16 protein-coding genes are annotated in these 23,704 nt (G+C 52.4%); 2 read left to right on the forward strand and 14 right to left on the reverse strand.

Features of this window, described 5'->3' with window-relative positions; translation table 11 throughout:
• Positions 1-177 precede the first annotated feature (177 nt).
• The 3 genes from QSV34_RS10865 to QSV34_RS10875 form a co-directional block, all read right to left on the reverse strand.
• Positions 178-2,235, reverse strand: a complete 2,058-nt coding sequence (locus QSV34_RS10865; protein WP_289154646.1) for a M13 family metallopeptidase — start codon at positions 2,233-2,235, stop codon at positions 178-180.
• 73 nt (positions 2,236-2,308) lie between these two features.
• On the reverse strand, positions 2,309-4,624 hold the full coding sequence (locus QSV34_RS10870; protein ID WP_289154647.1) for a cytochrome c biogenesis protein CcdA: 2,316 nt from the start codon (positions 4,622-4,624) through the stop codon (positions 2,309-2,311).
• Positions 4,625-4,838: 214 nt separating this feature from the next.
• Complete coding sequence (locus QSV34_RS10875; RefSeq protein WP_289154648.1) at positions 4,839-6,086, reverse strand: TlpA family protein disulfide reductase; 1,248 nt, start codon at positions 6,084-6,086, stop codon at positions 4,839-4,841.
• A 449-nt stretch (positions 6,087-6,535) separates the two neighbouring features.
• On the opposite strand from QSV34_RS10875, the gene ettA reads away from it, so the two are divergent.
• Positions 6,536-8,200, forward strand: coding sequence for an energy-dependent translational throttle protein EttA (gene ettA / locus QSV34_RS10880; RefSeq protein WP_289154650.1), 1,665 nt, complete (start codon positions 6,536-6,538; stop codon positions 8,198-8,200).
• Between the two features lie 309 nt (positions 8,201-8,509).
• On the opposite strand, the gene QSV34_RS10885 is transcribed toward ettA, so the two are convergent.
• From QSV34_RS10885 to QSV34_RS10920, 8 genes are all read right to left on the reverse strand, one after another.
• On the reverse strand, positions 8,510-8,878 hold the full coding sequence (locus QSV34_RS10885; RefSeq protein ID WP_289154652.1) for a glutaredoxin family protein: 369 nt from the start codon (positions 8,876-8,878) through the stop codon (positions 8,510-8,512).
• Between the two features lie 397 nt (positions 8,879-9,275).
• On the reverse strand, positions 9,276-10,277 hold the full coding sequence (locus QSV34_RS10890; protein ID WP_289154654.1) for an RHS repeat domain-containing protein: 1,002 nt from the start codon (positions 10,275-10,277) through the stop codon (positions 9,276-9,278).
• A gap of 256 nt (positions 10,278-10,533) precedes the next feature.
• Complete coding sequence (locus tag QSV34_RS10895; RefSeq protein ID WP_289154656.1) at positions 10,534-10,809, reverse strand: hypothetical protein; 276 nt, start codon at positions 10,807-10,809, stop codon at positions 10,534-10,536.
• Positions 10,799-11,251, reverse strand: a complete 453-nt coding sequence (locus QSV34_RS10900; RefSeq protein WP_289154657.1) for a hypothetical protein — start codon at positions 11,249-11,251, stop codon at positions 10,799-10,801. Before QSV34_RS10900 ends, QSV34_RS10895 begins: the two co-directional genes overlap by 11 nt.
• An 86-nt stretch (positions 11,252-11,337) precedes the next feature.
• A complete protein-coding gene (locus QSV34_RS10905; protein ID WP_289154660.1) occupies positions 11,338-11,523 on the reverse strand; it encodes a hypothetical protein in 186 nt (61 codons plus the stop codon).
• A 2-nt stretch (positions 11,524-11,525) separates the two neighbouring features.
• Positions 11,526-12,791, reverse strand: coding sequence for a glycohydrolase toxin TNT-related protein (locus QSV34_RS10910; RefSeq protein WP_289154661.1), 1,266 nt, complete (start codon positions 12,789-12,791; stop codon positions 11,526-11,528).
• 184 nt (positions 12,792-12,975) lie between these two features.
• Positions 12,976-13,365: a hypothetical protein gene (locus QSV34_RS10915; RefSeq protein WP_289154663.1), complete on the reverse strand. Its 390-nt coding sequence runs from the start codon at positions 13,363-13,365 to the stop codon at positions 12,976-12,978.
• A 2-nt stretch (positions 13,366-13,367) separates the two neighbouring features.
• On the reverse strand, positions 13,368-19,013 hold the full coding sequence (locus tag QSV34_RS10920; RefSeq protein ID WP_289154665.1) for an RHS repeat-associated core domain-containing protein: 5,646 nt from the start codon (positions 19,011-19,013) through the stop codon (positions 13,368-13,370).
• 200 nt (positions 19,014-19,213) lie between these two features.
• On the opposite strand from QSV34_RS10920, the gene QSV34_RS10925 reads away from it, so the two are divergent.
• A complete protein-coding gene (locus QSV34_RS10925; RefSeq protein ID WP_289154667.1) occupies positions 19,214-19,534 on the forward strand; it encodes a hypothetical protein in 321 nt (106 codons plus the stop codon).
• On the opposite strand, the gene QSV34_RS10930 is transcribed toward QSV34_RS10925, so the two are convergent.
• The 3 genes from QSV34_RS10930 to fdhF all read right to left on the reverse strand — a co-directional run bounded on the left by QSV34_RS10930 (position 19,531) and on the right by fdhF (position 23,621).
• Complete coding sequence (locus tag QSV34_RS10930) at positions 19,531-19,752, reverse strand: formate dehydrogenase subunit delta (protein ID WP_289154669.1); 222 nt, start codon at positions 19,750-19,752, stop codon at positions 19,531-19,533. The genes QSV34_RS10925 and QSV34_RS10930 overlap by 4 nt on opposite strands.
• 113 nt (positions 19,753-19,865) lie before the next feature.
• Complete coding sequence (gene fdhD / locus QSV34_RS10935; protein WP_289154670.1) at positions 19,866-20,675, reverse strand: formate dehydrogenase accessory sulfurtransferase FdhD; 810 nt, start codon at positions 20,673-20,675, stop codon at positions 19,866-19,868.
• 69 nt (positions 20,676-20,744) lie between these two features.
• On the reverse strand, positions 20,745-23,621 hold the full coding sequence (fdhF, locus tag QSV34_RS10940) for a formate dehydrogenase subunit alpha (protein ID WP_289154672.1): 2,877 nt from the start codon (positions 23,619-23,621) through the stop codon (positions 20,745-20,747).
• Positions 23,622-23,704 lie beyond the last annotated feature (83 nt).

A 23,704-nucleotide genomic window follows, 5' to 3' on the forward strand; every position in this document is an offset into this window, starting at 1 on the left:
TCAACCTGGTCAACAACGGACAATTTAAAGGCTAACGAATAATCACGCTGAGTGCGCTTAGCTGTTGATTTCATATCACTTTCCAATTTGGTGATTGAAAAGTGTCAACGTTATTCAGGACGGGACAGCGGCATAAAAAAAGGCCGCCGCAGCGACCTTTTTTATTACTAATACTGGTTACCAAATACGTACCCGCTGTTCCGGCGGCAGGTAGAGAGCGTCTCCGGGTTGTACGTTAAATGCCTCGTACCAGGCATCCACATTGCGCACGATGCCGTTGACGCGAAACTCACCCGGTGAGTGAGGATCGGATTTGAGCAGCTGGATCTGGCGCTGCTCGCGGGTTTTGCCACGCCACACCTGGGCGTAGGCCAGGAAAAAGCGCTGGTCGCCGGTAAAGCCATCAATCACTTTATCCTCGCGACCATTCAGATAGCGCTTGTAGGCGTCATAGGCGATCATCACGCCGCCCAGGTCACCAATGTTCTCACCCAGGGTAAATTCACCATCGACAAAATGGCCGGGTACCGCTTCGTATTGGTTGAACTGGGCCACCAGTTGATCGGCGCGACGTTTGAATTCTTCGGCGTCTGCTTTATTCCACCAGTCCCGCAGTACACCAGCGCCGTCGGACTTGCGCCCCTGATCGTCAAAACCGTGGCTCATTTCGTGGCCGATCACTACGCCAATAGCGCCGTAATTGGCGGCAGCGTCCGCCAGCGGATCAAAGAACGGCGCTTGCAGAATCGCCGCCGGGAAGACAATCTCATTAAACACCGGGTTGTAGTAGGCGTTCACGGTTTGCGGCGTCATACCCCATTCGGTGCGATCCACCGGCTCTTCCAGCTCTTTAATGGCCTTGGCGCGAGCATAGCTGCGAGCACTGCGAATATTGTCAAACAGATCGCCGTCGGTAATCTCCAGACCGGCGTACTGTTCAAACTTTTCCGGGTAGCCAATCTTGGTGGTAAAGGCGTCCATCTTGGTTTCCGCCGCTACTTTGGTTTCAGCAGTCATCCATTCCAGCTGGTTAATGCGACCACGGAGGGATTCTCTAACATTGCCCACCAGCTCCGCCATCATGACTTTGGACTGCTCCGGGAAGTGACGTTTTACATAAACCTCGCCAATAGCCTCGCCAAACAGGCCAGACACAAAACCGACGCCCCGCTTCCACAGCACGCCCATCTTTTGTTGGCCACTGAGTATGCCCTGAAACTGGAAAGCGGCTTTTTCCAGGTCTTCATGCAAAGCCCCTGCACTGCCATCGACCAGAGTGAAGGCCATGTAGTCCTTCCAGGTTTGCAGGTTCGCCGGGTCGGTAATAATGGCGATACCGGGGGCAATGGCTGCGGGGTTAGGTATGATCCATTTCTTGCTGGCGGCCTTGTCGGCATTGAGGCCACTTTCGGTGACGAACCAGTCCCAATCGAGCCCAGGGTAAGTGGCCTTTAATTCTTCATAGCTATAGGGGTTGTAGGTTTTGTTGGCGTCGCGGGAATCAACCCGGTTCAGCAGCAATTTCGCCAGCCCGGTTTCCAGTGCCAGGATATTGTCAGCGGCCTGCGCAGCTCGTTCCTGGTCGTAACCGGCAAAACCCAACATGGTGGCAATGTGGATTTTGTAGGCATCGCGAATGGCAGCGAATTGTTCTTCCAGATAAAAATCCCGATCCGGTAAATTCGTGCCATCAACACCCGTATAAAGCACTTTCTTTGCAGGGTCTTTGCGATCCAGGCCGCCACCGATACCAATAGGAGCGCCAACGCCATTGAGGTCGGAATTGGCAAACATCTGCAGCACCTGTTGCACCGTATCCACGGCAGTAATGGCGTCCAGCTGCTCCTGAACAGGTGCCATGCCCAGCTCATTGCGGCGCTCCACGTTCATATAGCTTTTGTAGAGGTCGCCGATTTTCTGCTCCACAGTGCCCTTCGGGTAGGAGCTGTCACCCAGATCGAGAATAATGTTCTTTACCTGCTTTTGAGCACCTTCCGCCAGGCGAGAAAACAGGCCATAACGCACCTTGTCCGGCGGCAGTTGGTAATCATCCAGCCAGCTACCACTGGAGTAACGGTAAAAGTCGTCTCCCGGCTTTATGTCCATGTTGCGGGCGGTGAGATCAACCCCCCAGTCGCCGAACACCGGTTTTGGTGTGTCGTCGGCCACTTGACCGCCACAGGCCACCAGCAGCGCCATTACTGTTGCGCTGACCATTACCGTCAATTTTTTCATTCCCTATCCCTCTCGCTTGTTAGAAACAACAAAGCCGGCATAAGCCGGCTTTGTCAGGTACCGTGGGCTTATATTACCCGCGGGAATTTTTAATGCCATCGATAATGGTGCTGGGCGATGGCAACAGCTGTGGCAGCCGATGGGCGCCGGTCAGCGAATCACCGGGCTCGAAGTACAGGTACAGGGGAACACCCGGCTGATTGTACAGTTCGAGAATTTTGGCAATTTCCGGATCGCCGTTGGTGTCGTCGCCAACAAATACCTTGATGCCTTCGTCTTCGAAGAACTTTTGCGTGGCCTCTTTGTGCAGCGCGGTTTTCTCGTTGGCCTTACAGCTCACACACCAGTCGGCGGTGAAGTAGGCAAATACTCGCTCGCCTTTGGCCAGGCTTTTCATTAATGCTTCTTCTGTATAAGGCGCTTCGCCACCGGTGGTTGCCAGGGCCAGCTGCACCTTGGTGCGTTGCTCCGTATTCAGCTCAAGGCCAGCGTCTTCAATAATGGCGATCAGATCAGACACGCCCTGGCGCATTTGCTTGGCATTTTCCTGTTGGGCAACAGCTTGCTCTTTGCGATCCATGGCCAGGTAGCCAAAACCAAACACCACAGCGAGTGCAAGCACCGCAGTTACGCGCCAGGCGTTGGGGCTGGTAGCCATGGGCACTTTACCCCAGGCCCATGCCGCCAGTGCGATAGCCAGGGAGGCAGAGATAGCCCAGACCATGGCATCGGTGCCGCCAAGTACCCAGATCAACCAGGCCGCGGTGCCGAACATGGGGAACGCCAAGACGGTTTTGAACACGCTCATCCAGGGGCCGGGGTTGGGCACAATGCGACGGGCGTTAGGCACAAAGGCAATCAACAGGTAAGGGAATGCAAGGCCAAAGCCCAGCCCCATAAAGATCACCAGAGCACCGTACCAGGGCAGCGTAAAGGCATAACCCAGAGCCGGAGCCATCATAGGTGCAGTACAAGGTGTGGCCACAACCACCGCCAGTACGCCAGTCCAGAAGGAAGATTTTTTGGAGTGGGCGTCTTCGTCGTCCGTGAGGTTGGAGCCAACGTTCATCATGCTGGTGCCAAACTCAAACGCACCCAACAGGTTCATACCAATCAGCACCATCAACAGCACCATGGAGAGAACAAAAATCGGGTTGGTCAGCTGGAAGCCCCAGGCCACCGCTTCACCAGCGGCTTTAATGGCGATCACAATAGAGGCCATGATCAGGAAGCTCACCAGCACACCCACGGTGTAGAACACACCACTGCTGCGCACTTCTTTGGGGTGGGAATCGCCCATTTTCGCCAGGCTGAGCATTTTCAGGCTCAATACCGGCAATACACAGGGCATCAGGTTGAGAATCAAACCGCCACCAAAGGCCAGTACCAGAGCGCCAAGAAAGCTGACGGAGGCTTCACCGCCTTGGGCAGCAGCCGGAGCCGATGTGGCGAGCTGTTGCTCAGCGGCAGCGGGGGTACCACCGGAGCCACTGGAACCACCGTCAGAACCAGAAGCGGGAGCAGCGGCAGCGCTGGATTCGGATGTCTCGGCGCCATTTTTGCTGACACCGGTTACAAATTTGGCCTGCTTGTTGCCACTGGCGTCTTTGTAGGTCACCAGCAGGTCAACCTGGTCGTATTTTTTCAGGCGCTTGCCAGCCACCAGATCGGCACTGAGAACACCATTGTCCAGCTGTGTTTCCTGGGTCATGGTGTGCTCAATCATCTTTTGCACGGATGGCCAGATGTAAATGTCGCTGGCACCTTGCTCCGGGAAGCTCACTTCAAAGCGAACCCGGCTCAGGTCGGCGTTGGGGTAAAACGCCGCTTGCCAATCGACGTTTTCAGGCTGGTGGTCGCGAGCAGATTTAAAGGCCGGGGCACTTGCCGGGTCAATATCGCCACTGCCGATGGGCAGGGTGATGGAAACCGGAACACTTTGCGGTACGCAGTTAGCATCGTCGCACACCAGATAGCTTGCCTTGCCGCCAAAGGTAATGTCGCTGCCGCTGTAGTCGGCGGGCACGGACACATTCATGGTGATGGCATTCAGTGCGTCGTAACCGTAGGTCACAATACCGGCCATGGAGGCGATGTGGGGGGTTTCGTAGGTAAATTCGCCCACTTCAACACCGGCGGGCAGGTCTTTCCAGCGAACCTTCATGGCTTTACCGGCTTCACCGGGGTTCACCCAGTAGTTGTGCCAGCTGGGGTCAGGGGTCACCAGCAGGGCGAGGGTGAAGTCCTCACCGGGTTTTACACTGGAAACTTCGGAAATCAGATCGATGGTACTGTAGCTGCCGCGGGCCGGCTCCGCCTGTACCACTGTCGAAATGGCCGTCGCCAATACCAATACTGTGCTTAAAAGCGTTTTCAATGCCGCTTTCATGATTCACCTCTGCTCGAAGGGCTGTACTGTAAAAAACGTGAAGGGGCCGACTGTGCCAACTGGCCCTGAAAATTTCAGGGCATTAATGTACCGAAAATAGACCGCACAGTCAGTTTAATATTTATATATATTTGTTAAGAAACAGAAATTTTTTTAACAAAATACAGAAAAATAGAATTTTATTCTTTTAATAGCAATTTTCAGGCAACGAAGTCTATTTTTCTACTGAAGATACCAGGCGGGAAACATAACGCTGCAAATCTCCATAGCCCACATTGGGAACAGCGCGCACAACGCCCTGGGCATCAAGAATGATGATTCTGGGTATGTGGTACACGCTCCACTGATCAAAAAACTGCCGGTTTTCACCCACATACCAGTTCTCGAATGGCAGTGGATTGTTGGCAATGAATTGCCTGGTCTCATCAAGGTTGCGATCAATATTGACGGTCACCAGGGAAAATGGCTTGCCAGACAGGCTCCGTTGCAACTCCTTCATATCCTGGAAGCCAGTGATACAGGGCTGGCACCAGGTGGCCCAGATGTCGATGACAACTACCTTGCCCAGGTGATCCTGCAGCTGCACTCGCTCACCACCCATATCTTGAAACTCAAACTCCGCCAGGCGTGCACCGGGCATACTGTTAAGAATCTGATAGTGAATTTTGGATGCCTTGGATGCAATGGGTATGGGGCGAATTTCCCGTTTGCTATGAGCGGGAACGAAAAACGTCAGCTCCTGCTCGCTGTCCAGCAGCGGTGTCACCATATCCAGCGCTTGTTGTCTGACCTTGCGCCAGTTTCTGCTTTTCCAGCTGCTCTCGCAAAGGTGCTTGCTGATGCTGGCAGCTTCCTCATCGCTCAGCTGGCCAAAGGAAGAACGGGTTTTCGACGTGGTGTACTGCTCCATGGTCATATCGAACTCGGCCAGATTGGCCAACAGCTCCGCCATCATGCGATACACCATGCCAAGTTGCAGCCTGGCTGAATCACGAACCGCCTGATTGGCACCCTCCTCGGTAGCCTTTAACAACAGCTTCTCACAGTCGCTTTCAAAATGAGCCAGGGAGAACATCAGGGGGAAAAACTGCGACAGCGACGGATCAGTCATGTGGTGCTTGGCCAGAATGCGGCAAATTTCCACGTAAGTAGCGCGCCCTGTACTTTCAGACAAGGTCAACAACATGGCATCTACGGCCAGAGCATCATCCGGTTGCTGGCGATATATCTCGGTGGCTTGGCCGATAATGGCCTGGCGACGCTTGGAAATCTTCTGGGCGTTTATGGGCTCACCCGACTTGGCGCTATTGCGCAACGACTCCAGCTGCTGATTGATCTGCTGCCAGGCAATTTGGCGATCGCTCTGATGCGCCTGTGCCGTCAGTGCCAACGAAAACAACAACAGGGCGGACAAACCCACTCGTTGGGCGACACAGAGAAAAAAACCAAAGCCATTGACCATAAGTCATCTGCCAGAAAAATTTACAGAAAGTGGTGCAACTGACACCGGTGACTCCATGACCAGCAGAAGCAGTTAATGGTGACAATACACAGGCCAAAACCCCGCAACCACGCGGTTTACCTAACTTTACACCCCTTTAAAAGAGGTGCTCACGGCCATTTTTTCAGGCATCGAGTGCCACAAAAAAACCCCTGATGACGGAGGGAGATGCCAGTCAGGGGTTAGCGTTTTTGATATACGGCTCTGCACAAGCTCTTAGTTTTCTGGGGCCGATATTACTGCAGTTGCCTCTATATGCCAACTACGTCACAAGTGCGTGTCACAAACGCGCTACAGGCCCGCAGCAATCACAGCTGTTTGTTTCTTGCTTCACCCCTTCGTTGAGGTGGTCTTTTGGGTGTAAAATCGCCCCCCTTGAATTTCACTACACCACGAAGTTGACTGTAACCATGGCTGAATACGTCTATTCCATGAACCGCGTGGGCAAGGTAGTACCGCCCAAGCGCGAAATCCTCAAAGACATTTCCCTGTCGTTCTTCCCCGGCGCCAAAATTGGTGTTCTGGGTTTGAACGGTGCCGGTAAATCCACACTGCTGCGCATTATGGCCGGCGTGGACAACGACTACGAAGGCGAGGCTCGCCCCATGCCCGGCATCAAAGTGGGTTACCTGCCCCAGGAGCCGGAGCTGGATCCGGACAAAGACGTAAAAGGCAATGTGGAAGATGGCCTGCGGGAAGCCTTTGACGCCCTGGCGGGCCTGGAACAGGTGTACGCTGACTACGCCGACCCGGATGCGGACTTCGACAAGCTGGCCAAGAAGCAGGAAGAATTCGAAAACATCATTCAGGCCTGGGACGCCCACAACATCCAGAACCGCATGGATGTGGCAGCCGACGCCCTGCGCCTGCCCCCCTGGGACGCTGACGTCACCAAACTCTCCGGTGGTGAGCGCCGCCGGGTAGCCTTGTGCCGCCTGCTGCTGTCACGCCCAGACATGCTGCTGCTGGACGAGCCAACCAACCACCTGGATGCAGAATCCGTGCACTGGCTGGAGCGCTTTCTGGTGGACTTCAACGGCACCGTTGTGGCCATTACCCACGACCGCTATTTCCTGGATAACGCCGCTGGCTGGATTCTGGAACTGGACCGCGGCCGCGGCATTCCCTACGAGGGCAACTACACCAGTTGGCTGGAACAGAAAGAGGCGCGCCTGGCTCAGGAAGAACGCACCGAGGCATCCCACCAGAAAGCCATCAAACAGGAACTGGAATGGGTGCGCCAAAATCCCAAAGGCCGCCAGGCCAAGAACAAGGCCCGCCTGGCCCGTTTCGACGAGATGAATTCCCAGGAATTCCAAAAGCGCAACGAAACCAACGAGATTTACATTCCGCCCGGTGAGCGTTTGGGCGACAAGGTGATTGAATTCAACAACGTCACCAAAAGCTACGACGGCCGCACCCTGATGGAAGGCCTCAACCTGTCCATACCCAAGGGCGCCATTGTCGGCATTATCGGCGCCAACGGCATGGGTAAATCCACCCTGTTCCGCATGATCACCGAGCAGGAACAACCGGACAGCGGTGAAATTGTTATCGGCGAAACCGTGCAAGTAGGCTTTGTGGATCAAAGCCGCGCCAACCTGGACGACGGCAAGAGCGTGTGGGAAGAAGTGTCCGGCGGCCACGATATGCTGCGCATCGGCAACTACGAAGTCAGCTCCCGGGCCTACGTGGGGCGTTTTAACTTCAAAGGCTCCGACCAGCAGAAACGAGTGGGCGACCTGTCCGGCGGTGAACGGGGCCGTCTGCACCTGGCCAACACCTTAAAACAGGGGGCCAACGTACTGCTGTTGGACGAACCCTCAAACGACCTGGACGTGGAAACCCTGCGGGCACTGGAAGAAGCGCTGCAAACCTTCCCCGGCTGCGCCATGGTGATCTCCCACGACCGCTGGTTCCTGGACCGCATCGCCACCCACATCCTCGCCTACGAAGACGACGGCAACATCGAGTTTTACGAGGGCAACTACACCGAGTACCACGAGGATTTGATCAAGCGCAAAGGCGAAGATGCCCAGCCGCACCGCATCAAGTACAAAAAGTTGAAGGACTGACGGAGAATCAAACAGCGTCATTCCCGCGAAGACGCACTGCTGTCCGGAATAAATTAAGGCCTTACTGTAAAGCCTTGTTGCGTAAGCTCTATTGCCAAATGGATGGCAGAGAGACTTAAAAATTTCGTCATCGCGAGCGCAGCGCGGCGATCCAGTGGCTTTGCTTATAAATCAACGTGTTAAAAGACACTGGATTGCTTCGCTGCGCTCGCAATGACGGCCTGGGAGTTTATTCCGGACAGTAGTGCACGAAGGCGGGAATGACGGTATAAAAGCAATTCCGAAGGCAAAGGACTGCCCCTGAGACACTTACTGATTCAAAGACTCCAGAGCGGCAATCACGCCCTGCGGGTTATCACCAAGAATTACCTGTTCTCCCACCACCGTCGTGGGCAAACCATGACCACCCAAGGCCAAAAATTCCTCAAGGGCTTTTTCGTTGTGATCCACATCGTAATCGGTGTAGGCAACACCCTCTTTATCCAGGCTGCGCTTCAGGGTTTTGCAGGGGCCGCACCACTCTGCGGAATAGATAACCACCTGCTCCTCTGCGGCAACAGCAACGGCAGCTTCTTTATCCACCTCGCTGGCCACCACGCTCTCGGCCTGATTACAGGCAGTTAGCACCAGAGGTGCCGCCAGGAGTATTGCTGTTAACCAGTGATTTTGTTTTGTCATTGTAAAGCTCAATATTATTTCGGGGCATCTATAGAGTAACCCAAGGGCGGAAATATCCCGCACTGGACACTGTTTACATAACTTTTAACTTTTCACCCGAGTCATTGCCTGCGCTGCCACGTTGCACAATTCTAAACTGGGGGAGCTTCAATCTGCCCCCTATTATCCAATTGCTTACACCTCTAACATCAAAATTCTATCCCAAATTTTTTTTAGAAAACTCCATATCGACCGGGACAGTGTTTTATTTTTTTTACGAAACTTAATTAAATCTACACAGCAAAGAGAAACTAAAACAAAAATAACGAAAACCCTAAATATAATATCTTGAACTAAGTATATAAAAGCGGCCCCAATAATAAGCCATAACAATGTAGAAATTATATTTTTCATAAAATTAAAACCCAGAACCTATTTCACCAATAATATCTAAAAACGATTCATCTTCATATATTTCTAAATTCCATGGCAATGGCTCTCCAACATCATCAATTTTTTGACCAAATGGTAGTATGCCAAGAACATTTTTGACCGACAAATCACTTAGATTTTCAGCAAATCCCTCACCCAGTTGCTGACCGCCTCTCCTAGCAGAGGCCACAGAACTCTGATACCGCCACGCAGCTAACGCACCGGCAGGAACCGCTATCTCGAATTGACCTAATGCACCACTGAGCACGGCAACTCTAGAGAGTACTAGCCCCTGAAATGCTTGGACGCGACTTCTAACAGCATTGCCTGTGCCGACTGCAATTTTTAATGGATTTACATTAACAGAATTATAAAATTCTCTTAGGCTCGCGTGGACTGTAGCATCAGCTTCAGATATCCATCTATGAACCATTTCATCAAAACTCTCCTCTTGTGCAAGCGTAGCAGCCGCAAATGCCTCAGAACGAACATCAGCTGAACTACCTACCCCAACCCCAGTCTGCGAAATACTGCCTGGGCCTGAGCTCCGGAGTCTTTCTAAAGAGGCGGTGTCAATAACACCATTGCCCAGTGAGCCATAATCGATATACCCTACCCTCTCACCACCCGTATATGGCTTACAGCCTGTTTTAAAGCGATTTTCTTTTACTAAAACAAATCCATAAGGGCACTCCCTTGGCCCCCAAACCCTGGGAAAGAGTCGCCTAATAAGGCGGTTATCAGCACGCTGATATTCACCAAAGTGAATATCGTTTTCATAATGAATTTCTCCGTCCCAACCTGGAGGTAAATCGCTGGAGTAGCCTGAAGGATCAGTAAAACTCAATGGGCTATTAAACGTATACGTATACCGATTCCAACTTTGACTATTGCTCGGAGCCTGCACAATCGGATCGGGGCTCAGGAATCTTCCTAACTCCGGATCATACACCCGCCCATTCATATGAATAAACCCGGTTTTGTCCACCCAAAAAGGGGACAGATTTATTTATCTTTCTGGATGATTTCAGTATTTGAACAGAAAAATAAATCTGTCCCATTTTTGTCCCCATCGATTTGAACTGCCGCCCCATAGTCTGGCTGGGCTGGGGCAGGTGCTTTCCATTATTCGGCAGCGGCAGCAAAAACTCAGGGAGCGGCTGATTCAGATGGGCGGTTAATTCTCTGCCAACAGCAGGTCAAAAAACAACGCCCCGGCAGATTTCTGACGGGGCGTTGTTTGATTATTCTATTCCTACAAACCAAAAGCCAAAAACTGCCGATAAGACATAACTTAAAAAGAATGCTAGAACAGCGCTCCTGGATTTTTTCCAACTTTTAGGAAGCCTTACACCTCCCCAACATGCTGCAAAAAAAACAACTAGATATGCCGCAAAAAAATATCTAAATAAAAATAGAAGAAGCGTTAAAAAAATTACGCAGCAGATCAAAAAAATTCGAATATCTAAATTTTTATCAAGTTGATCTATTTTCTGCATTAGGCTGTTCTTAATTTCCATATATAAACCCTGCTGCAAAATTTCCTCCTTCTTCAAGCCGCGCAGTACCATCGCCAACGCCTGCTACTAAACCTGCTGGCCTCGCCAATGTTCCTGTAATAAAGCGGCCAACAACTCGTCCAATATTGCGAGCAGAATAATTACTTAAATCGGTTGCTTGGTTGTATATCTCACGGTTAACAGCGCGCCTGACTGCACTATCTGTAGCGTAAGACTGAATACCCGCTTCAAATGCTCTAGATTCAGCTCCAGCCCTAACGTCTCCCCCTAAGTGCCTATATGCTTGCCTGCCAAAATTGACAGCGCCATTCCAAACCGATACAGCACCATCTTTTAAACCGCCTCCATAGTCATATATATTGTCCCTTACGCCACCATCTAGTAAGCGATTCCAAAGATAACCTGCGAAAGTATCTTCACTGGCTTGCGGAATTGAAGGCAAATATGCACCTGGGTTATCCCAGAATCCTCTCTCTTGTGCAAGAGGAGGGCAACTTCGTTGTCATAACTACAACTATACAAGTCGTACTACTTTTCTTTTAACGCCTCAAGACGTAACGCATCCTTTTTGCATTCCTCGATTAGCTCATCTAGATCAACACCTGTTTTAGATATACTCCCTCCTTCAGAATTTTTTGCAATAACGGTATAAACGTTGGCTGATACTTCTTCCATATCAAACCGCCAATTTGGTAATTCTTTAAATTCTTTCAATGTTAAAAAATCTCCCGCAAAAAGCCTTGCTCTAGAAGCTCGCCTAAAGTTCTTGTTGATCGGTATTGTATGCCTAATCCTATTTGATTAAATGCGGGAGCGACAGTACCACCTTCAACAACAAACGGTCTTAATACCTCAAAATTCCTTAATGGTTGCCCCGATGTACCAGGGGGTAATGCTCGTAGAGGGCCAGGAACACCAGATGGGGAGAAGAACCTTGATATGCTGCTCCCACCATATCGATCTATAACTTGACCTGGCCTCAATAGCACCGGAGCTGTGCGTCCTAAAAATCCATTATTGATTGGATAATAAAGAGCTAAAGCTCTAGAAGAAGACGTGCCAGTCGTACCCGCAACAGTACTAACTCTGGACGTCCTTAAAAACGGCAATACTGTCGCAGCCCCTGAGAGGGTCAGCTCACCAGTCGAACAATTTGGGTGACACGCAAAACCTAATCCAGATGGGAACGGCCCACTGGTATTAAAAACAAATAGATCATATAAAAGGCCTGCGAAAAAGCCGCGTTCTTCCTCTTGTGCAAGCGTAGCAGCCGCAAATGCCTCAGAACGGACATCTGCCGAACTACCTGCAGAAACCTGTGAATCCCCTCCTGAGCTTGAACCCTGATTTCCATCAGGATATCCAGAGCCAGAACTACTGGAGAATACAAGTACTCCTCCATACGGAGTACTTGGATTAGGATTTGGCTGAGGACTACACCATCCAAAACGATCTTGAACTAGCCCATATGGGCACGGCCGTATATGACGAAGGGTTCTTAATAAACCTTCGATTTCATGCCGCAGGTTCAAGCAAATAAATCCAGGAGGACAATCGTCGGCTATGAATTCATCACCTATATCATGGATTTCTCCGTCCCAACCTGGAGGTAAATCGCTCGAGTAGCCTGAAGGATCAGTAAAACTCAATGGGCTATTAAACGTATACGTATACCGATTCCAACTTTGACTATTGCTCGGAGCCTGCACAATCGGATCGGGGCTGACAAACCGCCCTAACTCCGGATCATACACCCGCCCATTCATATGAATAAACCCGGTTTTGTCCAGGTGCTCGTGGCCGGTAAAACCTCTGGCTACTTTGTGGTCGACAGATGCGGGTATCGGGTCACCATTACTCAGGTACGGAAACAGATTGACGTGAAAGGCCACATTGTCGGTCAGCAAACTATTCAGCTCACTGCTGTCGATTTTTTTTGTCCAATCACTGTCTTTGCGAGAACCAAAGGGCTCAAACGCCACCTGGTGCAAACGGAAGCCATATTGATCGCTGACGGTTTCGATACTGCCGAGGTGATCCCAGAAAAATAGATCTGCCCCCTTTTCGCAAAACTAGTGCTGGAGGGTTTCAGTATTTGAACAGCAGGAAAATAGATCCGTCCCCTTTTGCTCTTTCTTTTGCTCTTTTGCTCTCTAATTGCCGCGATTATTTTTCCTGGCAATCATCCAACAGTAAAAGCGTATTCCATAAGGCACACATAGTCGGTCCATCTTTTACCCATACCGATTCACCACTCTCAATAGTCACATATTGGAAGTCTCCAGACTTACCAATATTCATCGCATTTCTTTGTAAAATCTTGAGAAAGTCTGAATTTGAAACTTCGCTTTCTAAGCCCGATGCTGCTGTAAAGTAAACCTTGTCTGATCCAAGCAAGGTATAGATACCGTCATCGCTTTCGATACCCAAATAAACATTCTTGCCACTTTTAGCTAAATTAGTCACAAGATTTGACAGATTATCACGATAATTATCGCCAGCTAGTACAGGCAAATTATTTCGTTTAACTCTAGCTTCTATAACCCAAAAATCCATAACTATAGCGCTTTTTCAAGAATAAATAGGTTTTCGGGGTTATTAGTTCTTGTCGCTCTAAAACCACCAAAGACTGATTTTCCAGTATCGGCTGCCTTTTCCAATCGCGAAACAATACTTGGGTTGATTATTGGCCCCGTATTAACTCGTATAGAGTTTACACCTTGACTTTTGAGGGCATTAGTTACAGTAGTTAAATCTTTTAGGCTAACCTTTGATGTAAATAAAATTGGTATGTCTGCAATACCATTTTTTACGACTACATCCGCTGGGTCAAAACCAAGTCTTCCTGCTGCACTTGTAGCGGCATCATCAAATTTACCTAGTCCCTTTGCTACTTTTCCAAACCTAAATAATTTAAAAACAGGAATGAAAAAATCGATAACAATGACTTGCTCAATAGCCCCACTTTCGAGTTCGCCTTCGCTCGCACCCTCTTGTGCAAGCGTAGCAGCAGCAAGTGCCTCAGAACGAACATCAGCTGAACTACCTATCCCAACCCCAGTCTGCGAAATACTGCCTGGGCCTGAACTCCGGAGTTTTTCCAAAAATGCGGGGTCGATAACGCCATAGCCTAAGCCATAATCAGAATTCCCTTCCCACCCACCAACCCCGTGTGGCTTACAACCTGTTTTAAAGCGATTCTCTTTTACTAAAACAAACCCATGAGGGCACTCCCTTGGCCCCCAAACCCTGGGAAAGAGTCGCCTAATAAGGCGGTCATCAGCACGCTGATATTCGCCATAGTGAATATCATTTTCATAATGAATTTCCCCGCCAGGGATATCACTTGAATAACCCGAAGGATCGGTAAAACTCAACGGGCTATTAAAAGTATACGTATACCGATTCCAACTCTGACTGTAGGTAGGCGCCTGCACAATCGGATCGGGGCTGACAAACCGCCCTAACTCCGGATCATACACCCGCCCATTCATATGAATAAACCCGGTTTTATCCAGGTGCTCGTGGCCGGTAAAACCTCTGGCCACTTTGTGGTCGACAGATGCGGGTATCGGGTCACCATTACTCAGGTACGGAAACAGGTTGATGTAAAAGGTCACACTGTCGGTCAGCAAACTGTTCAGTTCACTGCTGTCAATGTTCTTTGTCCAATCACTGTCTTTGCGAGAGCCAAAGGGCTCAAACGCTACCTGGTGCAAACGGGAGCCATATTGATCGGTGACGGTTTCGATACTGCCGAGGTGATCCCGATGAGCATATTCCAGCGATTCGGTATACAGGAAAACCTGGTTATATGGGTAAGCGAGCGCACCGGGAGGTGGGAAACCATACACCGGGTTCAGGGACATCGTTTTTACGTGCATCACACTGTTTCCCACCTGGGTTTTGTATTTGACCATCAAGGTAGGGTTATTGACGTAGTTGATTATTTCCACAGCACCGATATAGCTGACGTGCTCTTCCCTGGTAATACCGCCTTCTTTCCAGGTGGTTTTGCGGGCGTAGAGCTGCCCGTCCGGGCCGTAGGCAAACTCATCAGTAGCGGTGGGGTTGGTGGTGGTCAGGCTGGCGCCCACCACAATCTTGGTGGGTTGATTGGCAGCGTTGTACTGGATATGACGGTCGTTCACTGTACCAGATCGGTCGTATTTGATGATCGCACCGTTGTCATCGTAGGTCAGAGCCTGAGCGCCAACCCCCGATACGGTGGCAGTGGTGACCGCGTGCTTCTTGGTGCTGTGGTAGCTGTAACCGGTGACGTCCACATCACCTGCTTTGGTACTGGTTTTGCTGAGGATATTGCCCAGCTGATTGTACTGATAGTTGAGGTCACGATTGTAACTGCCATTCACCAACGTCCGGGCCTGAGTCAGGCGGTTATGGACGTCATAAGTAAAGGATTCGTTGCGGGTGGTGCTGACCCCGGTATTGGGATTGGCTATGCGGCTTTGCAGGGTACCGTTACTGCGCCAGGCGTAATCCAGATTCTGGAAGGTGGTGCTGCTTTTGGTGGTATCAATGGCAGTAAGGCGCCCCGTCTTTGGATCGTAAGTGCGTGTGGTGGCCACGCCGTTGCCGTAGCTTTCGCTGGTGCTGTTGCCAAAGGCGTCGGTGCCGCTGAAGGTTTGCAATACGGCGCTGCCATTTTTCAGTTGCGACAAGTAGCCGTGACTGTTGTAGGTACGGGTCACCGAGTAGCCGCCGGGGTAGCTGGTGGTCAGCGGGCGGCCTGAGCTGTCGTAGGTGTAGCTGGTGGTGAAGTTGGTGCCACTGCTGGCACCAATGGCGGTGATGTTGGTGACGGTGCTGCTGAGTTTGCTGTCGCTGTTGTAGTTGTAGGTTTCAGTAAACCCGCTGTTACTTCTGGAGGCCAACAACCCTTTGCCGTTGGTAGCAGTGTCCCAGACCCAGGTACTGGTGCCATCAGGGCTGACCCGGCTGGTTTGGCGACCCAGGGTGTCGTAAGTGTAGGTGGTGGTCTGGTTTTCAGCGTCGGTATTGGTTCTGATCTGCCCCAGTGCGGTGTATGTGGTAATCACGGTGCCCACGTTTGGCCCGGTCAATTGCGTGCGATTGCCCGCCGCGTCGTACTGCATGGTGGTCACGGCGCCACCGGGGGCGGTAACGCTAGTAGGGTTGCCGTTGGCGTCGTAGACGTAGGTGACGGTAGCGGCAGCGCTGGTGCCGTAGGCATCGGTGGTGCTGGTGAGTTGCCCCAGCAGGTTATAGACACTGCGTTTGGTCTGATATTCCTCAAAGCCACCACCGGCATTATTGACCCGGTCGGTAACCTCCACAATCACATTGTTACCACTGACGGTGTAGCTGGTGTCGGTGTAGCTGTTATCCGGGCGGGTGATTTTGGTTATCCGGCCTCGGATATCGTAAGTGGGAGTAACGTAGTAAGCCGTTTGCCCACTGAAGTAGGGCAAGGACTGTTTGAGCACCCTCCCTTGCGTGTCATACCAGGTATCGGTGCGGCTGTAGCTGGTGCCGTTAAAGGATTGAATTTCCGAACGGATGGCCCGGCCTAACTTGTCGTACCAGATATAGTTCAAAGGCGTTACCGAAGAATTACTTTGCACCCGATAGGCCGAAGTGGCGCCGTTGATGGTGACGCTGCCATCAGCAATATAGGTGGTGGTGACAGTGATTCCATCGCTGTTGGTACTGGTGACCTGGCGGCCAAAATGGTCAAAGGTGGCGCTGCCGGATTCGCCGTTGGTGTCGGTAGCCTGGGTGTAACGGCCAAAACGCAAATCGCATCCACCGATGGTGGTGGTGTGGTTTTTGTCGTTGGTGAAGTTCAGCGGATAGCGGTCAGCGTCAAAACCATTGATTTGGCCCGCCTGTGTATCACGACTGGCCACATTGGCACCACTGACCGCAGTATCGGTGGTACGCCCCATGCTGTCGTAAGTGTAAGTTGTGGTCAGATTCAAGGTGGCGTGGCCGGGGAAGCGAGTAAAGCTGGCCACCCGCAGGGAATCAGCATCTGGGCTGAAGTTTGTGGTTTGAGTAATGGCCGTACCGCTAAAGCTGCCTTTCCAGCTTTCCAGTTTGGTTTGATTAACAAAGCCAATTAACCAGTTGCCGCCACTTGTACGGTTGGTGAACTTGACGGTGGTGCGCTGAGTGCCCTGAGCACCGCTAACACTGTGATTGGGCACATCCCCCCACACACTGGTACCACCACTGGTACTGCTGCCGGTACCGGTTTGTGCCGTGCTGACTACCTGGGTAATCAGGCCGCTGCTGTTGAAGGTGAATGCACTTTCGTTCTCGCTGACGCCAATCTGGCTGTTGCTTTCATAGATGTAACTGGCGTTGCGATCACTGTAAGGGTATCGGGTCGAACCTCCGATGTAGCTTTGAGAGCGGCTGGTGTAGTCCGTCTCGGTTCTGGTGAAGGTTTCGGTATGGGAACCGTAGGTGTTGTTGTACTGATTAACCCGCGCCACAGAACCAAAGAACGGGTAGTCCATGCGGTACTGAACATAGGTGGTAATGCCCGACTGAAGGTCTTTGATGCGCTGGGCAAAGAACCCCAAAAAGCCCCAGTGGTTTGTGCTTTGTACGCCATGGCTTTGGTAGGCGTAAGTGGTGTCGTGGAATCCGCCCAGGCCATTGTCCCGGCGAACTTTGGTAGCCACATTGCGAGCGATGGTACGGTATTGAGTACCACTGGGCAGACTGTGATTGCCAAAGGGCCGCTCGCCAAACAGGAAGCTGCCGCTGGAACCGGCGAGGGTGCCGTACTCAAAACGGTTATCAGCGCCCAGGCCATTGATGGCCTGACTCATCAAAACGCCCACCTGACTGACACTGGAATTGATCCAGTTGATGTCGGTGGCTTTGAGGCACTCCGGGTTGCTACCGTTTTGGTCGTAACCGCACAGCTGGATTTTATTGAGGCGGCGCTTGCTGCTCACCACTTCGTCCAGCAGGCGGTATTCCCGCACGGTTTTACTGTCCATGGATACTCGCACGGTGTGCAGGAAAACGGACTGGGTTTGGCTGGCAGAACCAATGCTTACCGCCGCCGCATCAGTGCGAGCGCGGTATTCAAAATCAATGTCCGCGTCGGTGTAGTGAATGTTGGTGGGGTAGTTAATACCTTTGGCGGCATCGTGGTAGTAGCTGTAGGTAATCTCGTTGCCATCCACGCTGGTGGCTTTGTTCAGTGACCATTGATAATCGGTGCCGCCATTGTAGTCCACACGACTGCCGTTGCCATTGCCGTATTCCAGTACGGTGCCATCCGGGGTGGTGACTTCAAACCACAAGTTGCTGCCAGAACCCTTGATTTCAATTTTTTGGTAGCTCTCAACCTGGGTGCGGTATTGAGCGCCCACCGCAAAGTGGCTGCCGCTGGTGCGTACCAAAGGAATGCCATCCAGGCACAGGCTGTCATTGTTGTTCAAGGCGATGTTGGCGCTGTTGTTTTGGCCCACCACGCAGCGACGAATCTCTGACAGCCCGGACAAGCGCCAGCCGTAACCGATGGTATCTTCCGGCAGGCTGCGCTCGACGCGATCAATGGCTCGACCACTTTGGTAGGTAAGTGCCAGACTGGGAGCAAAGCCCGCAACGCCGGGAATCAATTGCAACGGCACACTGGCGACAGCATCACCATTGCTGGCCACATCCATGCCCATGGGCAAGGTGCCGACTTCGGTATTGGTAACTTCGTTGGGCGAGGTGGTGATGCCATTGCTACTGCTGCCACCACCGCTACCGGGAAGTGTGACGGCCACATCGCGATAGTCGGTGATGGCCTGGTAGCCAGTGGATGGGCCGTAGATAACATAATTGGCCTGGTAGTTGTGCGTACCACTTCCCTGGCCTGTGCGGTTAACCGGTATTCCGCTGGTAGCGATGGAGATGGGCAAATTGCTGAAAGATTGAACCTCTGCCCAACTACCACTGCCGTTCAAGCGAGTGCTCAGGGCAGCCACTAAAACCGTATCATTCACTGACCATGGGTGGGTTGACTCCACAGACATAGTCACCGTGTAACTGCCATCATTGTCTGTGGCTGGCCCAGAAAGGCTCGTTTGGTGGTAGGGAGTTGTCCCGGCTTGCAGCAAGCCAGTAAACAAAGCAATGGCAATAGCTGTTGCGGTTTTAATTCCCCGAGCGATTGCTCCCCCAATAAAATGCGCCAGTTTCGAACTGTTCATAACCCCCTCCTTGATGAAATTAATTTCTTATCAAGAAGTGCACGACTGGAACACTCAACCACCCTACCTTTTAAAATGCATTTTTTGAAAAAAGTGACAAAAAATGCGAATTAATAAATTTTTATCTCAAAAATTTGGCAATACTAAAAACTCTGTGCTATACAAAAAAGCTCTAATGCAACGAGAAAGGATGCATCCCAATGAAAATTTTGACTCAAATCACCGGTTTTTCAGGTGCCGTAGTGCTTTGTTCTTTGCTTGTAGCGCCACTGACATTCGCCAACAATGACGATACTCCCTTAGGGCGTTACCTGGATTGTTTGAACCAGCAAACCAAGGACTCCGGCGGGGAAAATGATGACCGTATTGCAAATGCAGACAGGGTACTCAAAGCCTGCTCCATCCAGCGCCAGGCCGTGCTGGATAGCATGCCCAAAGAGGCGGCGTTAAAGCAGTTGAGGGCGATTGAATATCACTTGAAGGGAAGGGAAAGCGCCGAGAGCGAGAATGATAAAGGTTAAATATTTTCTACCGCGCGCCGCGCCAACGGTGTCAGCTCCGCACCACCGCCCTGCTGATAAGCGATGATTTTCTCGCGCATGGGGGGTGCCCAGAATTTCTGGATATGCTCAGCCACAGCGGCAACTGCCGCTTCTTCACCCAGAAACTCCACCGGCTGGTTGGCGGCGATTTGATTGGCCATTTTGATCAGGTGGGGTAATTGATCCGTGTGAGTCATTCTTCTATCGCTCTGTATCTGTAACCGTAGGGGGGATTAGTCGCGCAGCGACGTAATCCACCGAGATATTAATAAAATGCCCAATCGGCGGGTTACGCTGGCGCTAACCCGCCCTACGACGTTATTTCAGCCACACCCTGGTGGTTGGCGTAGCAGACAAAATTATTATCGCGGGCAAATCCCAACAGGGTGATGTTGAGTTTTTCTGCCAGCTCTATCGCCAGTGATGTAGGCGCTGAAACCGCCGCTATCAAGCCCATATTTGCCCAGCCCGCTTTCTGGATCATTTCGTAGCTGGCGCGGCTGGTTACAATCAGAAAACCTTCCGGACGCTGGCGGCGACTCAGGGTGCCGATCAGTTTATCCAACGCATTATGGCGGCCCACGTCTTCGCACACGGCGATTATATTCCCCTCGCTATCCGCCCAGGCAGCGGCGTGGGTGGCACCAGTTCTTTGATTAAGGGGCTGGTAATCCTGCAGTCTCGCCATGGCCTTGCCAATGGCCGCCGCCACTATCGGCTCACCAACGGATAATGGTTGTGGCAGCTGGATCACTTGCTCCAGCGACTCGGCACCGCATAAACCACAACCCGTGCGCCCGGTCAGGTTGCGGCGCCATTCTTTAAGGGCCTGGAAACGGCGTTCGCTGATGGTCAGTTGCAGCTCAATACCATTGTCGGTTTCAACAATCTCGGCTTCGTACAACTCTTCTGCGGATTCAATAATCCCTTCGGTGAGGCTAAAGCCAAGGGCGAACTCCTCCAGGTCGTCGGGAGTTACCATCATCACCACATGGGAAATGCCGTTGTACACCAGCGCTACCGGCACTTCTGCCGCGACCTGATCCGATGCGACCCGGATAACACCATCGGCGTGACGGTGGACCTCAATGCTGCGGTGGCCTTTATCGAGGGTACTCATTTGCTCACCCCCGTCATCCTGAGCGGCGCAGCCGCGTGAGGATCTCACAACTTTCAAACTCTGAGATTCTCACGTCGCCTTCGGCTCCTCAGAATGACGGACGCCTGTTAATAGTGCCAACTGCTCTTTATCATTGGCCTCATAGGCCTTCTGCCATTTCGACGACTCCATCACTTTCGCCACCTGTACCGCGGTCACTTTGTACTCCGGGCAGTTGGTGGCCCAATCGGAATTATCGGTGGTCACCACATTGGCTCCCGTCGACGGATGGTGGAAGGTGGTGTACACCACACCAGGCTGCACGCGGGTAGTGACATCGGCGCGCAACACCGTATCCCCCGCACGGCTGGCAATACTGACCCAATCGCCGTGCTCGATGCCGCGGTCTTCCGCATCGAAGGGGTGAATCTCCAGAACATCTTCCTCGTGCCATTGCACGTTTTCGGTACGGCGGGTTTGGGCACCCACGTTGTACTGGGAAAGAATGCGGCCGGTGGTGAGCAGCAACGGATATTTGCGGGTACTGCGTTCCTCGGTTTCCACAAACCGGGTGATGGCGAAGTAGCCGTCGCCGCGCACAAATTCATCGATATGCATAATCGGCGTGCCTTCTGGCGCGTCGTCATTGCAGGGCCATTGGATGCTGCCAAGGCGATCCAGTTTTTCGTAATTCACCCCGGCAAAGGTGGGGGTGTGAGCGGCGATTTCATCCATGATCTCCGATGGGTGGTTGTAGCTCATGTCATAACCCATGGCCTGGGCCAACTTGCAAGTAACCTCCCAATCCTGCAGTTGGGCCAGCGGCTCCATCACTTTGCGCACCGGCGAAATGCGCCGCTCGGCATTGGTAAAGGTGCCGTCTTTTTCCAGAAAGGTGGAGCCAGGCAACAACACGTGAGCAAACTTGGCGGTTTCGTTGAGGAAGATGTCCTGCACCACCAGGCACTCCAATGAACCCAGCGCCGCTTCCACATGCTGGGTATTGGGGTCGGACTGAGCCACATCCTCGCCCTGCACATACATGCCTTTGTAGGTGCCTTCTACGGCGGCGTCGAACATATTGGGAATGCGCAGGCCCGGCTCGCTTTGCAGGGTTACCTGCCAGGTTTTCTCAAACAGGGCGCGCACCGTTGGATCAGAGATATGGCGGTAGCCGGGCAATTCGTGGGGGAAGGAGCCCATGTCACAGGAACCCTGCACATTGTTCTGACCCCGCAGCGGATTGACCCCCACACCCTCGCGCCCCAGGTTGCCAGTGAGCATGGCAAGGTTGGCAATGCCCATCACCATGGTGGAGCCCTGGCTGTGTTCCGTCACCCCCAGGCCGTAGTAGATGGCGCCGTTACCGGCACTGGCGTACAACCGTGCGGCCGCACGCATGTCGGCGGCGGGGATGCCGGTAATGGCTTCGGTGGCTTCCGGGGAATTGCGCTGGTCGCTGATAAAGGTGCACCACTGGTTGTAGGCATCCATTTCGCAACGCTGCTCAATAAAGCCCTGGGCTTGCAGGCCTTCATCGACAATCACATGGGCCAAGGCATTCACAAACGCCACATTGGTGCCCGGTTTCATCTGCAGGTGGTGGGCGGCCTTGATATGGGGGCTGCTGACCAGCTCAATTTGCCGTGGGTCGGCGACGATCAGTTTGGCCCCCTGGCGCAGGCGTTTTTTCAGGCGCGAGGCAAATACCGGGTGAGCGGCAGTGGGGTTGGCGCCGATAACGATCACCACATCGCTCTTTTCTACCGAATCAAACGTCTGGGTACCGGCGGATTCTCCCAAGGTGGTTTTCAAGCCATAGCCTGTGGGCGAGTGGCACACCCTGGCACAGGTATCCACGTTGTTGTTGCCAAATACCGCGCGCACCAGTTTTTGCACCAGGTAGGTTTCTTCGTTGGTGCAGCGGGATGAGGTAATACCACCGATGGCATTAACGCCGTACTTGTCCTGAATACCCCGCAGCTTGTTGGCCGTGAATTCGAGGGCTTCGTCCCAACTGACTTTCTTCCAGGGCTGGTCGATGCTGTTGCGAATCATCGGCTCGGTGATGCGGTCTTTGTGGGTGGCGTAGCCGTAGGCGAAACGCCCTTTCACACAGGAGTGGCCGCGGTTGGCGGGGCTGGCTTTGGACGGGGTCATATTGACCACGGTTTCGCCCTGCAGCTCGACATCAAAATTACAGCCCACACCGCAATAGGCGCAGGTAGTGGTTGTGGTGTGTGTGCCCTGGCCCTGCTCAATGATGGACTTTTCCATCAGCGTTGCTGTCGGGCAAGCCTGCACACAAGCGCCACAGGAAACACATTCCGAGTCCATAAAGGCTTCGTCTTGCCCCGGTGATACCTTGGAAGCAAAACCACGCCCGTCGATGGTCAGGGCAAAGGTGCCCTGCACTTCTTCACAGGCGCGCACACAGCGAGAGCAGACAATGCATTTGCTGGGGTCGAAGGTGAAATAGGGGTTGGAGGTGTCTTTTTCAGCCACCAGATGATTGGCGCCATCAAAGCCGTAACGCACTTCACGCAAGCCCACTGCACCGGCCATATCCTGCAGTTCGCAGTTGCCGTTGCTGGGGCAGGTCAGGCAATCCAGCGGGTGATCGGATATATACAGTTCCATCACGTTGCGGCGCATATCCGCCAGTTGTTTGTTCTGAGTGCTGACCACCATGCCTTCGCGCACCGGCGTGGTACAAGAGGCGGGCAGGCCGCGCACGCCTTCAATTGAAACCAGGCACAGACGGCAGGAACCAAAGGCCTGCAAATTATCGGAAGCGCACAGTTTGGGAATATCAACGCCCGCCAGGGACGAGGCGCGCATCACCGATGTGCCTTCCGGCACGGTGACCGAACGACCGTCGATGGTGAGGGTCACTTCAACGTCGGAAACAACGGCGGGGGTGCCGTAGTCTTTGCAGGGATCAAAAAACTGTACGGGCATGTTCATAAGTACACCTCAATAAATCACCAGCGTCATTGCGAGGAGCGTAGCGACGCGGCAATCTCATTCAGCCCGCTGCCAAACTGGTC

Source organism: Porticoccus sp. W117 (assembly GCF_030341905.1).
In the GTDB taxonomy this organism is placed as follows: Bacteria; Pseudomonadota; Gammaproteobacteria; order Pseudomonadales; family Porticoccaceae; genus SCSIO-12696.

Bases quoted from the DNA above. Each gene is read 5' to 3' on its own strand.
- ettA (WP_289154650.1), top strand. From the start codon at position 6,536: ATGGCTGAATACGTCTATTCCATGAACCGCGTGGGCAAGGTAGTACCG.
- QSV34_RS10865 (WP_289154646.1), bottom strand. From the start codon at position 2,235: ATGAAAAAATTGACGGTAATGGTCAGCGCAACAGTAATGGCGCTGCTG.
- QSV34_RS10930 (WP_289154669.1), bottom strand. From the start codon at position 19,752: ATGACTCACACGGATCAATTACCCCACCTGATCAAAATGGCCAATCAA.
- QSV34_RS10920 (WP_289154665.1), bottom strand. From the start codon at position 19,013: ATGAACAGTTCGAAACTGGCGCATTTTATTGGGGGAGCAATCGCTCGG.
- QSV34_RS10875 (WP_289154648.1), bottom strand. From the start codon at position 6,086: ATGGTCAATGGCTTTGGTTTTTTTCTCTGTGTCGCCCAACGAGTGGGT.
- fdhF (WP_289154672.1), bottom strand. From the start codon at position 23,621: ATGAACATGCCCGTACAGTTTTTTGATCCCTGCAAAGACTACGGCACC.
- QSV34_RS10895 (WP_289154656.1), bottom strand. From the start codon at position 10,809: ATGGAAATTAAGAACAGCCTAATGCAGAAAATAGATCAACTTGATAAA.
- QSV34_RS10925 (WP_289154667.1), top strand. From the start codon at position 19,214: ATGAAAATTTTGACTCAAATCACCGGTTTTTCAGGTGCCGTAGTGCTT.
- QSV34_RS10885 (WP_289154652.1), bottom strand. From the start codon at position 8,878: ATGACAAAACAAAATCACTGGTTAACAGCAATACTCCTGGCGGCACCT.
- fdhD (WP_289154670.1), bottom strand. From the start codon at position 20,675: ATGAGTACCCTCGATAAAGGCCACCGCAGCATTGAGGTCCACCGTCAC.
- QSV34_RS10915 (WP_289154663.1), bottom strand. From the start codon at position 13,365: ATGGATTTTTGGGTTATAGAAGCTAGAGTTAAACGAAATAATTTGCCT.
- QSV34_RS10870 (WP_289154647.1), bottom strand. From the start codon at position 4,624: ATGAAAGCGGCATTGAAAACGCTTTTAAGCACAGTATTGGTATTGGCG.